Source organism: Roseomonas populi, assembly GCF_024594815.1.
GTDB classification, from domain to species: domain Bacteria; phylum Pseudomonadota; class Alphaproteobacteria; order Acetobacterales; family Acetobacteraceae; genus Roseomonas; species Roseomonas populi.
This window is the reverse complement of record NZ_JANJOU010000030.1, coordinates 58,174-72,773: the sequence shown is the minus strand read 5'-3', so window position 1 is coordinate 72,773 and position 14,600 is coordinate 58,174. Positions and strand designations below refer to the sequence as shown.

Here is a 14,600-nt window from a genome sequence, read left to right as displayed (position 1 = left end):
GGGTGAATGGGGCGGCGGGGTGCCGCCCTTCGGTGACAGGGAGATGCGCCTTCCCAGGCCATCGCTCCAACGCAGAAGGTGGATGCCACTTATCCACGGGCTGGATGTAGGGGCGGCCGCCTCTCCTCCGGCGGCCTCACCCGGCAGGCTGCCCGTTTCGCACGCGCCCAGCGGCGACGTCTCCTCGGGCAGATGCCGCTGGAGTTCCTTCGCCACGTCCCAGTCCGGCCTGAAGTGCCGGCACAGCCTTGGGGTGGATCACCCCCGCGCGGCGATGCTCGGCACGAGTTGCCGGCCCGCTCCCCGGCGAAGAGCCGTGTGGCCTGAACGGAATTCTTCGACGGACGGTACCGAATGGTCTAAGCAGGCCGGACCTCTGCGGTGATGAACTCGGCCCGGCGCTTTCCCGGGCCTTGCTGCCCCCGCGGATCAAGCCTCCGGAAAGCGCCCTTTGCACATCCAGCTCGGGTACAAGCTCGTCTACGAGCTCCCGCAAGCCACGCCGATGATCATGATGCTCAGCATCCATCCCAGCCGGGCGCAGGATATCGTCGTGGCCGAAGCCCCCGTCTTCGATCCGCCGGTCCCGGCCTTTCCCTACCATGACGGGTTCGGCAACGTCGGAACCCGCCTCATCGCGCCGCCCGGCCGCTTCACCCTGTCCAACAGCGCGATGGTCCGCGACAGCGGCCTGCCGGACCATCTGCACCCCGATGCCGCGGAGCACCGCGTTGAGGATCTGCCCGACGAGGCCGTCGGCTTCCTGTTCGGCAGCCGGTACTGCGAGACGGACCTGATGTCCGACACCGCCTTCCGGCTCTTCGGCAACGTGCCGCCGGGCTGGGGGCGCGTGCAGGCCGTCTGCGACTTCGTGCACCACCACATCGCCTTCGACTACCAGGCCGCACGATCCACCCGCACCGCGGAGGAGGCCTTCCGGGAAGGCACGGGCGTGTGCCGCGACTACGCCCACCTGGCGATCACCTTCTGCCGCTGCCTGAACATCCCGGCGCGCTACTGCACCGGCTACCTGGGCGACATGGGCACGCCACCGCCCTGGGGGGTGCCGGATTTCGCGGCGTGGTTCGAGGTCTATCTTGGCGGGGCATGGCACGTGTTCGATGCCCGCAACAACGTGCCGCGGATCGGGCGCGTCCTGCTGGCGCGCGGGCGGGACGCCACGGATGTCGCGATCACCACCACCTTCGGCCCGAACCTGTTGCGCAGCTTCGCCGTGCAGACCGACGAGGTTCCGGCTTAGGGCCGGACCCGAGGTTCCGGCCCCAGGCCGGGCCACCCTCAGCCTTCCGGACCAGACCTCGGCCCGCTCAACCGGCTCGCCGGGCGGTCGGACAGCTCGTCACAACGGGAGCGGGCCGTCCGACTTCACCTCCTCCATGACGGCGTAGGTGCGCGTCTCGCGAACGCCGGGCAGGCCGAGCAGGATCGTCCCGAGGAAGTCGCGGTAGGCCGCCATGTCCCGCACCCGCGTCTTCACGAGGTAGTCGAAGCCCCCCGCGACCATGTGGCACTCCAGCACCTCGGGCGCGCGGTTCACGGCCTCGGCGAAGCGGCCGAACACGTCCGGCGTGGTCTTGTCCAGCAGCACCTCCACGAAGACCAGCAGACCGAAGCCCAGCCGCTGCGGGTCCAGCCGCGCGCCGAAGCCGGTCACCAGCCCCTCCTTCAGGAGCCGCCGCATGCGCTCGCTGGTCGCGGTGGGGGAGAGGCCGATCCGGTCGGAGAGCTCCAGGTTGGTGATCCGCCCCTCCCGCTGGAGGATGGCCAGGATCATGCGATCAGTCCGGTCTATGTCCTGCATCTTCCACGCCTCTCCAGGCATTTGCCCGTGAATTCTCCGGCGGCCAGCCCGATCTATCGCATGTTGATGCGGCGGGACCAGCCCTAGGATCCTGCCGCCCAGCCAGGACCGCCGTGACCATGACCACCCCCACCCCTTCCGAGACCGGCTGGACGCCGTTCCAGGCTTTCGCGGAGGATCTGCGCCCCCAGGCACCGCTCCGCGCCGCCGTCACCGCCGCCTATCGCCGGCCGGAGCAGGACTGCCTCCCCGCCCTGGTCGAGGCGGCCGCCCTGCCGCCGGAGCAGGACGCGGCGGCGGCAGCCCTGGCGCACCGCCTTGTCACTGCCCTGCGCGCCAAGCGGCGCCAGGGCGGGGTGGAGGCGCTGGTTCAGGAGTTCTCCCTTTCCAGTAGCGAGGGGGTCGCGCTGATGTGCCTGGCCGAGGCCCTGCTGCGCATCCCCGACACCCCCACCCGCGACGCGCTGATCCGCGACAAGATCGGCGGCGGCGACTGGGGCGCGCATCTCGGCCACTCCCCCTCCCTCTTCGTCAATGCCGCCACCTGGGGGCTGGTGGTCACGGGGCGCCTGTCCTCCACGAACAGCGAGGCGGGGCTAGGCGCGGCGCTGACGCGGCTGATCGCACGCGCCGGCGAGCCGGTGATCCGCCGCGGCGTGGACCTGGCCATGCGGATGATGGGCGAGCAGTTCGTCACGGGCCAGACGATCGAGGAGGCGCTGTCCCGCAGCCGCGCCACGGAGGCGAAGGGCTTCCGCTACTCCTACGACATGCTCGGCGAGGCCGCGACCACGGCCGGGGACGCCGCGCGCTACCTGCGCGACTACGAGAACGCCATCCACGCCATCGGGCAGGCCTCCGCCGGGCGCGGGATCGTCGATGGCCCGGGAATCTCCATCAAGCTCTCCGCCCTGCACCCACGCTACGCCCGCGCGCAGCGGGAGCGCGTGATGGCGGAGCTGCTGCCGCGCGTGGCCGGGCTGGCGGTGCTCGCCCGCCGCTACGACATCGGCCTGAACATCGACGCCGAGGAGGCGGACCGGCTGGAGCTGTCGCTCGACCTGCTGGAGGCGCTCTGCCACGACGAGCGGCTGGCGGAGTGGAACGGGGTCGGCTTCGTCATCCAGGCCTACCAGCGCCGCGCGCCCTTCGTGACCGACTTCGTGGTGGACCTCGCCCGCCGCACGGGGCGGCGCATGATGGTGCGGCTGGTGAAGGGCGCCTACTGGGACAGCGAGATCAAGCGCGCCCAGATGGACGGGCTGGAGAGCTTCCCGGTCTTCACCCGCAAGATCCACACGGACGTCTCCTACCTGGCCTGCGCGCGCAGGCTGCTCGCGGCGCCGGACGCGGTCTTCCCGCAATTCGCCACCCACAACGCGCGCACCGTGGCCGCCATCCACGAGATGGCCGATCCCACGGCCTGGCACCCCGGCCAGTACGAATTCCAGTGCCTGCACGGCATGGGCGAGCCGCTCTATGAGGAGGTGGTCGGCCATAACCACCTGAACCGCCCCTGCCGCATCTACGCCCCCGTGGGCACGCACGAGACGCTGCTGGCCTATCTCGTCCGCCGCCTGCTGGAGAACGGCGCCAACTCCTCCTTCGTGAACCGCATCAACGACCCGGACGTGCCGGTGGAGGCACTGGTGGCGGATCCGGTGGCGGAGGCACGCGCCCTCTCGCCGCTCGGCCGCCCGCATGACGGCATCGCGCAGCCGCGCGCCCTGTTCGGGGATGCACGCCCGAACTCCGCCGGGCTGGACCTGACGAATGAGGACCGCCTCGCCGCGCTGGCCGCCACCCTGCGCGACGGCACCGCCCCCCTCCGCGCCGTGCCGCTGCTCGCCGACGGCCCCGCGGCGGGCGAGGGGCGGGAGGTCCGCAACCCCGCGGACAGGCGCGACCTGGTGGGCCATGTCGTGGAGGCCACGGACCCGGTGGTGGACGCCGCCCTTGCCGCGGCGGAGGCCGCTGCGCCCGCCTGGGCCGCCACGCCGCCCGCGAAGCGCGCCGTGATGCTGGAGCGCGCGGCCGGGCTGATGGAGGCCCGCATGGGCGAGCTGCTCGGCCCCATCATACGGGAAGCCGGCAAATCCCTGCCGAACGCCGTGGGCGAGGTGCGCGAGGCGGTGGACTTCCTGCGCTACTACGCCGCCGCGGCGCGCGGCTTCGGGGAGGAGCACCGCCCGCTCGGCCCCGTGGTCTGCATCTCGCCCTGGAACTTCCCCCTGGCCATCTTCACCGGCCAGGTCGCGGCCGCCCTGGCGGCGGGAAACCCGGTGCTCGCCAAGCCTGCAGAGGAGGTGCCGCTGATCGCCTCCCTCGCCGTGGGCCTGCTGCGTGAGGCCGGAGTGCCGCCTGCCGCCCTGCAGCTCCTGCCCGGGGATGGCCGGGTGGGCGCGCGGCTGGTGGGCGATGCGCGCACCCAGGGCGTGATGTTCACCGGATCGACCGAGGTGGCGCGGCTGATCCAGCGCGGGCTCGCCGGCCGCCTGAGCCCCGACTGCCGGCCCATCCCGCTGATCGCGGAGACCGGCGGGCAGAACGCGCTGGTGGTGGACAGCTCGGCGCTCGCGGAACAGGTGGTGGCGGACGTGATGGCCTCCGCCTTCGACAGCGCGGGCCAGCGCTGCTCCGCGCTGCGCGTGCTCTGCCTGCAGGAGGACGTGGCGGACCGCGTGCTCGCCATGCTCAAGGGCGCGCTGGCGGAGCTCTCCCTCGGCAACCCCGACCGGCTCTCCACCGACATCGGCCCCGTCATCACCGAGGAAGCGCGCGCGGGCATCCAGGGCCATGTGGACGCCATGCGCGCGGCGGGCCGCCCCGTGCACGCCCTGCCGCTGCCGAAAGCGTGCCGCCACGGCAGTTTCGTGGCGCCGGCCATCGTCGAGATCACCCGCATCGCGGAGTTGGAGCGGGAGGTCTTCGGCCCGGTGCTGCACGTGCTGCGCTTCCGGCGCGACGCGATGGACGCGCTGATGCGCGACATCAACGCCACGGGCTACGGCCTGACCTTCGGCGTGCACTCCCGCATCGACGAGACGATCGCGCGGCTGACGGGCCAGGCGGGCGCCGGCAACATCTACGTCAACCGCAACCTGATCGGCGCCGTGGTGGGCGTGCAGCCCTTCGGCGGGCACGGCCTGTCCGGCACGGGGCCGAAGGCGGGCGGGCCGCTCTACCTGCGCCGCCTTCTCTCGATCGTCCCGGCCGAGCCGCCACTGCCCGCAACCCGGCAGTTGCCGGTCCTGGGCGCGCTCACGGACTGGCTGCGCGGCCAGGGGATGGCCGATCTGGCTGATCGCTGCGCACGGCAGGGCGCGGCGGCGCGGCCGGGGCTTGAGATCGAACTGCCCGGCCCGGTGGGCGAGCGGAACCTCTACGCCCTGCATCCGCGCGGCGCCGTGCTGTGCCGGGGCACGACGCACGAGGAGCTGGTGACGCAGCTCGCGGCCTGCATCGCCACCGGAAACATCGCCCGGATCGGGGCGGCGGATCTCGGCCGGCTGGGGGCGCTGCCCTCCTCCATCGCGGCCCATGTTCGCGCCGGGGACGGGATGGCGGAGAGCGATGCCATCCTCTTCGAGGGCGGGGACGAGGCGCTGCGCGGCCTTTTGCGCGAGGCGGCAGAGGCGCCCGGGGCCATCCGGCCGGTCATCACGGCCCGGGACGGCCTCTACCCGCTCGACATGCTGGTGGCGGAACGCTCTGTCAGCACCAACACCGCGGCGGCGGGCGGGAATGCGAGCCTGATGAGTCTCTGACGATCCCTGGGCCCCTTGGCGGGCCCGGGATCCGCGCGCGGCCGGGGCACGGCGATCCCGCCCCGGCCCTGCTGCTACCGGCCGATGGCGTAGGCCTGCATGAGGCGGGGCGTCGCCGCCGCGATCACGAAGCCGTCCTCCCGCCCCACCGCGCAGACGCGGCCCAGCGACCAGGAATCCTCCACCTTCACCCGGTGGCCGCGGCGCTCCAGCGCCGCGATGGCGTCCGGGCCCAGGCGGTCCTCCACCAGCAGGCGGCCGGCCTCGAAGGTGCGGGGGTAGAAGGATTGCGGGAAGTGCTTGCTGGTGAAGAGCGGCAGGTCGATGGAGGCCTGCAGGTCCAGCCCGTGGTGCAGGCGGCGCAGCAGCACGGCCAGCGTCCACTGGTCCTGCTGGTCGCCGCCCGGCGTGCCCATCGCGAGGATCGCCTCGCCATCCCTGGTCACGAGGGTGGGGGTGAGGGTGGTGCGCGGGCGGGTGCCCGGCCGCAGGTCGCTCGGCAGGCCGGCGTTCAGCCAGCCCATCTGGCCGCGCGTGGAGATGGAGAAGCCGAGGCCCGGCACGGCCGGGGAGGATTGCAGCCAGCCGCCGGATGGGGTGGCGGAGACCATGTTGCCCCAGCGGTCCACAACGTCGAGATGCACGGTGTCGCCCCACTCCACGGGCAGCGGCGCGAAGGTGGGCTCGCCGTGGCCGATGCCGACCGGCGTCTCGGCCCCCGCCATCGAGAGGATGCGGCGCATGGCCTCCGCGGCGCCGGGCAGGTCGCCTGGGGTGAGGTCGAGCGAGGCCGCCTCCCCGACCAGGGCACGGCGGCGGTCGGCGTAGCCGCGGGAGAGAAGGGTATCGAGCGGGATCTCGGAGGCGTCGGGATCGCCGTAGAAGACCTCCCGGTCCGCGTAGGAGAGCTTCATGCACTCCACCACCGTGTGCACGAAGCGCTCGCCGGCCGGATCCATGCCGGCGATGTCGTAGCCCTCCAGCAGGGCAAGGGTCTGGAGCAGCGCGGGGCCCTGGCCCCAGGGGCCGGTCTTGTGGACCGTGACGCCGGCGTGGTCGCGGGAGACGGTGCGCTCCACCCGCGCCTGGTAGCGCGCGAAGTCGTCGGCACGGAGCAGGCCGCCATGGCGCCGGCCGCTGGAGTCCATCAGCTCCGCCGTCCGATAGAAGCGGTCCACCGCCTCGGCCACGAAGCCACGATAGAAGGCATCCCGCGCGGCCTCGATCTGACGCTCCCGGTCGGCACCGGCGGCCTCGGCCTCGGCCAGGATGCGGCGGTAGGTCGCGGCGATGCCGGGGGTGCGGAAGCGGGATCGCGGGCGCGGCACCTCGCCGCCAGGGATCCACACCTCGGCCGATGTGGGCCACTCCTCCGGGAAGAAGTCGCGCGCCGGCAGGATGGAGGAGGAGACGCGGGGCAGCACGGGGAAGCCCTCCTCGGCGTAGCCGATGGCGGCTTCCAGCACGGCGCGCGGGGTCCAGCTTCCGTGGTCGCGCAGCAGCAGCATCCAGGCATCGAAGGCACCGGGCACGACCGAGGGCAGCAGGCCGGTGCCGGGAACCTGCTTCAGGCCCAGCGCGGCGAAGCGTTCCGGGGTCGCGGCCATGGGGAACGGCCCCTGGCCGCAGATCACCACGGGCTCCGGCGCGTCGTGGCGCTTGAGGATGACCGGCACCTCGCCGCCCGGGCCGTTCAGATGCGGCTCCACGATCTGCAGCACGAAGCCGGCCGCGACGGCCGCGTCGAAGGCGTTCCCGCCGCGCTCGAGCACGGACATGCCGACGGCGCTGGCGAGCCAATGGGTGGTGGCCACCGCGCCGAAGGTGCCGCGGATCTCCGGACGGGTGGTGAACATGCGCGGGGCTCCCGAAGCGGAACCAATCCTAATTGGTCCCAATATCCAATGCCTCCTTGTGGCATTCTTTGCCGGACACAGCCAGCATCTTGGTCCCTGGATCGCCTCGTCCTTGCGCCAGGAGGCAAACCAATCTAGCAAAGGTTCCATGCCCGCCGATCTCGCCGCCGATCGGCTGGAGGCCCATCTGAGGGAGGTGGGGCTCCAGCCCGGCGATCGCCTCCTCCCCGAGCGCCAGCTCACCGCAAGGCTCGGCATCAGCCGGCGCGCGCTGCGGGAGGTGCTGGGCGAGCTGGAGCTACAGGGGCGGATCTGGCGCGGAGTGGGCCAGGGCACCTTCCTCGGGCCGAAGCCCGCCGGGCCCCGCCGGGCGGTCCCGGCCGCCCAGGCCAGCCATCCGCTCGCGATCATGGAGGCGCGGATGACGCTGGAGCCCGCCATGGCGTCGCTCGCCGCCATCAAGGCAACGGCGACGGATGTCGCGGCGATCGCCCGCGCAGCCAGCCGCGGGGCCGAGACGAGCGACCAGGAGAGCTGGGGTCGCTGGGATGGCGCCTTCCACGGCGCCATCGCCCGCGCCTGCCACAACCCCCTGCTTCTAACCGCCTTCGAGACGATCGAGGACAGCCGCGCGCGGACGGACTGGGGCCGGCTGCGCGCCGCCATCACGACGAAGCCCCTGCGCCAGGCATCCGCGCTGGAGCACCAGGCGATTTCCGCCGCCATCGCCACGCGCGATGCGGCCGCCGCGCAGCGCGCCATGCGCGCGCACCTCCAATCGGTTCACCTGGCCATCCAGGTCGAGGAAGCCGGCTGGAACGACGACACGCCAGATCCGCGGAACCAACACGCGGACGGACACGCCCACACGGCCAGACCCGCTGAGCGAGCCCCGCCTCGCAGGACATCACGCCCATGACCCGACCCGACGTCTCGCGCCGCGCCGCGCTGTCCCTCCTCGCCGCCCCTGCCCTGACGACCCTGCCCCGCGCGGCGCGCGCGCAGGGCGGCTATCCCACCCGCCCCGTCAGCGTCATCGTGCCCTGGGCGCCGGGGGGCTCGACCGACATTCTCGGCCGCATCCTGGCGGACCCGCTGCGGATCGCCTTCGGGCAGCCCTTCGTGGTCGAGAACCGGTCCGGCGCCTCGGGCAATATCGGCTCCGCCTATGTCGCGCGCTCGGCGCCGGACGGGCAGACGCTGCTCTTCGCGACGATGAGCACGCACGCGATGAACGACGCGCTGTTCCGCAACATGCCCTTCAACGGCGCGGAGGACTTCACGCCCATCGCGCTGCTGGCCTACGTGCTGAACACGATGGTGGTGCACCCCTCGGTTCCGGCGAAGACCGTCCCGGAGTTCATCGCCTACGCGAAGGCCAATCCGGGCAAGATCGCCTACGCCTCCGCCGGGCCCGGCTCCACGAACCACCTCTGCGCCGCCATGTTCGCGCAGATGGCGGGGCTGGACATGGTGCACGTGCCCTATCGCGGCGGCGCGCCCGCGACGCTGGACACGGTGGCCGGCCAGACGCAGCTCTTTTTCTCCGCCGGCACGCAGACGCTGGACCATGTCCGCGCCGGGCGACTGAGGCTGCTGGCGGTGACGGAAGGGCGGCGCTCCGCCCTGCTGCCGGATGTGCCGACCGTGAAGGAGAGCCTGCCGGGCTTTGAGATGGCGGTGTGGTACGGCGCGCTGGGCCCGAAGGGGATGCCGCCAGAGCTGGTGGCCCGGCTGAACGCCGAGATCAACAAGGCGCTGATGCTGCCGGAGGTGAAGGACAAGATGGCCGCGATCGGCGTGGAGGTGGTGAACGAGACCCCCGTTGCCTTCGCCGACCAGCTGCGCGCGGATGCGGTGAAGTGGCGCAAGCTCATCCTGGACCTGGGCATCGACAAGTCCGATGCCTGATCTCCTGCCCGGCCTGATCGAGACCTTCGAGCGGGCGGCCCTCCAGGGGGGGCCGCTGCCGAGGATCCGTGCCGCCGACCGGCTCGGGCGAGAGCTGGCCGGGCATCAGCTCCTCACCGCCATGGTCTTCGACCGGGAGGCGATGACGGTGCAGCGCCTCTACAGCTCCCGCCCGGAGGAGTACCCGGTGGGCGGGCGCAAGCCGAAGCGCGACACGGCCTGGGGCCGGCAGGTGCTGCTGGAGGCGCGCCGCTTCGAGGGCGAGGGCGAAGGGACGATCCGCGAGCACTTCGCGGATCACGGCGTGATCCTCGGCCTCGGCCTCCGCAGTATCGTGAACCTGCCCATCATCCTCGGCGGGCGCTGCGTCGGCACGCTCAACATGCTCTGGCCAGAGCCGGCCCTGGTGCCGGAGCGGATCGAGGTTGCGCGGCTGCTCGCCCTCCTCGCGGCTCCCGACTGGGCGTGACGGGTTCGATGCCCGGCCACGTCGGTCGGGCATCTCTCCACCCGTAAGCAAGGCCGGCACTTGTCGCGGCCCCGGGCAGGGCGGGTGCCGCTGGTTTCCCCGTATCCAGGGTTCCGAGCGAGGCGAAGGTGGCGGCCGGGCCTGGGCGGCGGGCAGGACCGGCTGACGCCAGGGAGCGTGGAGGCGACGGGAAAAGCCGGCATGGCGCGATGGTGTCACGAGGCCGGGCCAAGGCGCGAGCCGGCCTCCGGCCCGCCGCTGCCCGGCTGGCAGCTCTTCAACACCCGTTGAGCGGGCGATTTTCTCGCAATTGATAGTGTGAATTTAGAACTTATAAACCTATGGTTGTATGCAAACGCGAGGAACGATCATAGCGTGTCGAAAAATGCACCTTTCGCCGCGATCGAAGACATACCCTTCGCGCCGGCACACGGGGCTGCCGAGCCTTGCACCGCTGTGCCGTCTGGCCCCGACCTCCTCTCGCAGTTGCTGGACAACGTGGCCATCCATTTCATGGAGCGGGGCTTTCCACCGCCCTTGCTGATCGATGTGGGCGTGGTTCTGATCCGGAAGCTCGTTCCTCCGGCGGAAGCCGAGGTGATCCTGGCGAAGTGGCACGATCGGTGGCGCGCCGTTGCGGAGGCGCAGGATCAACCGATGCCATGCTTCGGGCAGGGACGCCCGGGCGATCCGAAAGCGAATCCACACTTTCCTCAGGCCGGCTTCCGCTTCGAATAGCCCGGCACTGCTGCGTCGTTCCGGCCGCATGCCCCCGGGGTGATCGGCCGCTTGACGCATCGCTTCGCCCTTCCCCGCGCCCTTCGTGCCGGGATCTCGTCCCACTCGCCAGGATCACGGCAACACCCCGGGAATTGAACGCGCCCGGCACCGCCGAGCCCTCTGGAGGCCCGGTTCGGGCATGGAACGGAAGAGAGGGCGTCGAAACCCGCCAAGCACGCGCGTCGTTGCGGGGTCGAGGATGCTGGACTCCAGCCTCCGGGAACAAGCGGGATTGCATTCATGCCAAGCAAGCCGAAAGCGGCGACGTCCGAACAGGAAGGCTCGGGTGGGGGCGAGAAGCCGAAGGGGACCAAGGTCGCGAAGCCGGCCAAGGGCAACAAGCCGAACGCGCTCCAGCAGCCCCTTCAACCCTCAGAGGCGCTGGCAGCCATCGTGGGCAAGGAGAAGCTCGCCCGCGGCGAGGTGGTCAGCAAGGTCTGGGAATACATCAAGGCCAACAAGCTGCAGAACCCGAAGGACGGGCGCGAGATCCTGGCCGACGACAAGCTGCGCGAGGTGTTCGGGAAGGACAAGGTGACGATGTTCGAGATGAACAAGCACCTCGCCCAGCATCTCAGCTAGGGGACCCTCCCGGTTCAGCCCCGCGATCGGCTGAGCGTCAGGCCGCTCATGCACCCACCAGGTGCATGAGCGACTGACCCGGCCTGGGGACGGGAGGAGGGCAGCCCACGCCCGCGGTCCGCACGGGGACAGGGGCGGAAAGTGGTCCGGTGCCGTGGCGGCGCAAAGGCACGGTTACCCGGCCGATGCGGCGAGCGAGGCGGCCGCTGTCCCCCACCCCCGGCAATGGCACCGTCAGCTCAGCGCCTGGTAGACGAGCTGCCTCATGGCATAGCGATAGTGCATCCGGTTGGCCGGCCCCTGGATCATGAGGACCGCGTAGAGATCCTCCTTGGGGTCGATCCAGAAATACGGGCCGTAGGCCCCGGCCCAGGAGAAGTCTCCGGCGCTGCCCGGAAGGGACGTCCTTCCGGCCGAGTTCCGCACCACGAAACCAAGGCCGAAGCCGTGCCCGTTCTCGGGGACAGGGGCGAGGACCGCCTGGTTGCGGTACACCTCCGGCTCGGTGCGCGTCCCCGGCGGCAGGTGGTCGGCCGACATGAGCGCCACGGTGTGCCGCGACACGATCCGCGCCTCCCCGAGGCTGCCCTTGCCCAGGAACATCTGGCACAGCCGCGCATAGTCCATGGCGGTCGAGACAAGCCCTTGCCCGCCCCAGAACCAGGCCGGCCGCTCGACCAGGGCCGGCATCGCCTGCCGCGCATTGGTGAGCGGATCGACCTGCGGCTGCGCGAGCCGCTGCGCTCTCTCCTGGCCGGCCCAGAAGGCGGTCTGCGTCATGCCCAGCGGGCCAAGGATGCGCTCGGCGAAGAAGCGGTCCAGCGACTGGCCGGAGGCCACCTCAACCAAGCGCCCGAGCACGTCGGTGGAATGGCTGTACTCCCAGTACCGGCCGGGCTGATGCCGCAGCGGCTGGCGGGCGATGTTGGCGATGAACGCCTCGCCCGTCTGCGACTGGTCGCCAACCCTCGCGTCCGCATAGGCCCGCGGGACGGACCCGGCCTCGGCACCCGGCGCGCCGTAGGTCAGGCCCGAGGTGTGCCGCAGCAGGTCCAGCACCGTCGGCTCCCGCTCCAGCACCGCGCGCTCCGGCCCGACCTTCAGATCCTTGAACTCGGGCAGGTAGCGGCTCACGGGGTGCCACAGCATCAGCCGCCCCTCCTCGGCCAGGATCATGGCCGCGAGAGAGGTGACTGGCTTCGTCATGGAGGCGATGCGGAAGAGGGTGTCCCTCTCCATCGGGGCCCGTGCGTCCCGGTCCCGCATGCCGATCGCCTCTTGCCAGGCCAGCCGGCCCGCCCGGCCGACCACCAGCGCGGCGCCGGGGATGCGGCCGGCATCCACCTCCGCCTGATACCACGCGCTGAGCCGCTCCAATCCCTGGCGGGAAAAGCCGAGCTCCTCCGGGCGCTCGGCGCGCTCCAGCGCCGGGGCGGGGCTACCGCCCGGCCCGGCGGCGCGCGCGGCGCCGGCAGAGAGAAGTGCCAGCCCGGCCGGTAGGGTGAGCGCGGTCCGTCGTCCGACCATGAGCGGGTTTCCTTCCGTTGTTGTGCGGGGTGGCCCCACCCTCTTCCGGCTCAGAACCGGATGGTGAGGGCGGGCACGTAGCTGACGAGGGCGAGGAGGGCGATTGCCACCCAGAAGAAGGGCCAGAGCGCCCGCACCGTCTCACCCATCGTGCTTCCCGCAATGGTGGAGGAGATGAACAGCGTGGTCCCCACCGGCGGGGTGTAGAGGCCGATGCCGAGGTTGATCACCATGATCAGCCCGAGCTGCAGCGGATCCAGCCCGATCTGGGCAGCCAGCGGCACGAAGATCGGCGCTAGCAGCAGGATGGCTGGGGCAAGGTCCAGCGGGCCACCGATGGCGAGCATGATGAGGTTCATCGCCAGGATCACCAGCCAGGGCGATTGCAGCGTGGTGGAGACCCAATCCGCGAAGCGCTGCGGCACCTCGTCATAGGTGAGGATCCAGCTCGCAGCCGCGCTGCCCATGATGACCATCATCACGATGCCCGTGGCGACGCCGGCATCGATCATCGCCTTGTGGAACCGGGCCCAGGACATGTCGCGGTAGAGCAGGACGCTCATCAGCAGCGCGTAGATCACCGCCATCACCGCGATCTCGGTCGGCGTGGCGAAGCCGAAGCGCAGGGCAACGAGGATCAGCACGGGCAGGATGAGCGCCGGCAGCGCGAAGAAGGCGAGCCGGAGGAGGCGGCCTACCTCCAGCGGCGGCGCCTCCGCCCGCACATCCAGCCCGCGCGCCTTCCACCAGCAGACGCCCACGAAGCCCGCCGCCATGAGGATGCCCGGCAGCACGCCCGCCATGAAGAGATCACCGATGCTGACCCCGCTGACGACGGCGTAGAGGATCATCGGGATGGAGGGCGGGATGAGGATATCGATCACCGCCGAGGTCGCGTTGTTCGCCGCGCAGAGCCCGGCGGGATAGCCCTGCCGCTTCTGCCAGGGGATGAGGACCGATCCCAGCGCGCTGGCATTCGCCACCGCGCTGCCGGAGACACCGCCGAACACCACCGATCCCACCACGGTGGTGGAGAGCGCGCCGCCGCGCAGCCGCTGCATGATCTCCCCGGAGAAGCGCAGCAGTTCCTCGCCCAGCTTTCCCTCCATGATGAGCGTGCCGGCGAGGATGAAGAAGGGCAGCGCCAGCATGGGGAAGGACTGGGTCTGCTGGAACATCTGCTGGGCGACGAGCATCAGCGGCATGTCGCCGTTCCACAGCAGCGCGGCACCAGAGGCGATGACCAGGGCGTGCGCCACCGGGATGACCGCGATCATCAGCGCCACGAAGGCGAGGATCAGGGCGAGGCTCATGTCGGTACGTCCTCCGGGCTCGGCGTCGGCAGGGCTTCCGGTCCTGTCAGCGCGATGCGGACCGCGATGGTGAGGGTTCCGATGGCGAGAAGGATGCAGCCCGCGGCCACGGCCCAGTAGCCGTAGCTCCCGGCCAGGCCGAGGACAGGGCTGCGCTCGATGGAGACGATCTCCGCCACCTGCAGCGCCTGCCAGCACAGGACGAGGTAGGCCACCGCCACCAGCGCGTGCCCCGCGAGCAGGACGGCGCGCCGGCCCTCCCGCCCGAGGAAGCCCATCAGCCACTCCACCGCGATGTGGCCGCCGCGCTGCACGGCGAGGGCGACGCCCGCCATGATGAACCAGGGGAAGAGCTGCTGCGGCACCTCCTCCGCCCAGTCGAAGCCACCGCTCGCCAGCACGTAGCGGGTGACCACGTTGGCGGTCATCACGGCCATGAGCGCGGTGCCCGTGAGGAGCAGCACGCCCTGGCAGAGGATGGCGATGCCGCGGTCCACGGCCTCGGTCGCCGCGATCAGCGCGCCCCGGGGCGGCGCCTCGCTGCCCGCCTGGGCGGAGGGGTGGCGGTCCATG

At 71.4% G+C, this 14,600-nt stretch carries 13 protein-coding genes; 7 read left to right on the top strand and 6 right to left on the bottom strand.

What is annotated here, in order from left to right; translation table 11 throughout:
* Positions 1–216: hypothetical protein (locus tag NRP21_RS24500; RefSeq protein ID WP_257718865.1), on the bottom strand; the 216-nt coding region annotated here is incomplete at its 3' end.
* A gap of 235 nt (positions 217–451) precedes the next feature.
* Here NRP21_RS24500 and NRP21_RS24495 point away from each other — a divergent pair.
* Positions 452–1,261: a transglutaminase-like domain-containing protein gene (locus tag NRP21_RS24495; RefSeq protein WP_257718864.1), complete on the top strand. Its 810-nt coding sequence runs from the start codon at positions 452–454 to the stop codon at positions 1,259–1,261.
* Positions 1,262–1,360: 99 nt separating this feature from the next.
* Here the strand turns inward: NRP21_RS24495 and NRP21_RS24490 are convergent, their stop codons facing one another.
* On the bottom strand, positions 1,361–1,822 hold the full coding sequence (locus NRP21_RS24490) for an Lrp/AsnC ligand binding domain-containing protein (protein ID WP_456300249.1): 462 nt from the start codon (positions 1,820–1,822) through the stop codon (positions 1,361–1,363).
* Between the two features lie 119 nt (positions 1,823–1,941).
* On the opposite strand from NRP21_RS24490, the gene putA reads away from it, so the two are divergent.
* Positions 1,942–5,589 (top strand): trifunctional transcriptional regulator/proline dehydrogenase/L-glutamate gamma-semialdehyde dehydrogenase, encoded by a 3,648-nt coding sequence (putA, locus tag NRP21_RS24485; protein WP_257718862.1) that lies wholly within the window; start codon positions 1,942–1,944, stop codon positions 5,587–5,589.
* Between the two features lie 74 nt (positions 5,590–5,663).
* Here putA and NRP21_RS24480 read toward each other — a convergent pair whose 3' ends face one another.
* The gene (locus NRP21_RS24480; RefSeq protein ID WP_257718861.1) at positions 5,664–7,445 is read right to left on the bottom strand and encodes a gamma-glutamyltransferase family protein; all 1,782 of its coding nucleotides are present in this window, start codon (positions 7,443–7,445) and stop codon (positions 5,664–5,666) included.
* A gap of 148 nt (positions 7,446–7,593) precedes the next feature.
* Here NRP21_RS24480 and NRP21_RS24475 point away from each other — a divergent pair, with 148 nt between their 5' ends.
* The 5 genes from NRP21_RS24475 to NRP21_RS24455 all read left to right on the top strand — a co-directional run bounded on the left by NRP21_RS24475 (position 7,594) and on the right by NRP21_RS24455 (position 11,187).
* A complete protein-coding gene (locus NRP21_RS24475; protein WP_257718860.1) occupies positions 7,594–8,364 on the top strand; it encodes a FadR/GntR family transcriptional regulator in 771 nt (256 codons plus the stop codon).
* Positions 8,361–9,356 carry a Bug family tripartite tricarboxylate transporter substrate binding protein gene (locus NRP21_RS24470; RefSeq protein ID WP_257718859.1) on the top strand — a complete coding sequence of 332 codons (996 nt, stop codon included), beginning with the start codon at positions 8,361–8,363 and terminating at the stop codon, positions 9,354–9,356. Before NRP21_RS24475 ends, NRP21_RS24470 begins: the two co-directional genes overlap by 4 nt.
* Entirely contained in the window at positions 9,349–9,825 is a 477-nt protein-coding gene (locus NRP21_RS24465; protein WP_257718858.1) for a GAF domain-containing protein, read from the top strand. Before NRP21_RS24470 ends, NRP21_RS24465 begins: the two co-directional genes overlap by 8 nt.
* A 375-nt stretch (positions 9,826–10,200) precedes the next feature.
* Complete coding sequence (locus NRP21_RS24460) at positions 10,201–10,563, top strand: hypothetical protein (RefSeq protein ID WP_257718857.1); 363 nt, start codon at positions 10,201–10,203, stop codon at positions 10,561–10,563.
* A 282-nt stretch (positions 10,564–10,845) separates the two neighbouring features.
* Positions 10,846–11,187 carry an SWIB/MDM2 domain-containing protein gene (locus tag NRP21_RS24455; RefSeq protein ID WP_257718856.1) on the top strand — a complete coding sequence of 114 codons (342 nt, stop codon included), beginning with the start codon at positions 10,846–10,848 and terminating at the stop codon, positions 11,185–11,187.
* Positions 11,188–11,421: 234 nt separating this feature from the next.
* Here the strand turns inward: NRP21_RS24455 and NRP21_RS24450 are convergent, their stop codons facing one another.
* From NRP21_RS24450 to NRP21_RS24440, 3 genes are read right to left on the bottom strand one after another with little or no spacing between them, the layout of a single operon-like run.
* Entirely contained in the window at positions 11,422–12,714 is a 1,293-nt protein-coding gene (locus NRP21_RS24450) for a serine hydrolase domain-containing protein (RefSeq protein WP_257718855.1), read from the bottom strand.
* Positions 12,715–12,764: 50 nt separating this feature from the next.
* Positions 12,765–14,027: a TRAP transporter large permease gene (locus NRP21_RS24445; protein ID WP_257718854.1), complete on the bottom strand. Its 1,263-nt coding sequence runs from the start codon at positions 14,025–14,027 to the stop codon at positions 12,765–12,767.
* Positions 14,024–14,599: a TRAP transporter small permease gene (locus tag NRP21_RS24440; RefSeq protein ID WP_257718853.1), complete on the bottom strand. Its 576-nt coding sequence runs from the start codon at positions 14,597–14,599 to the stop codon at positions 14,024–14,026. The genes NRP21_RS24445 and NRP21_RS24440 overlap by 4 nt, the downstream gene beginning before the upstream one ends.
* Position 14,600 lies beyond the last annotated feature (1 nt).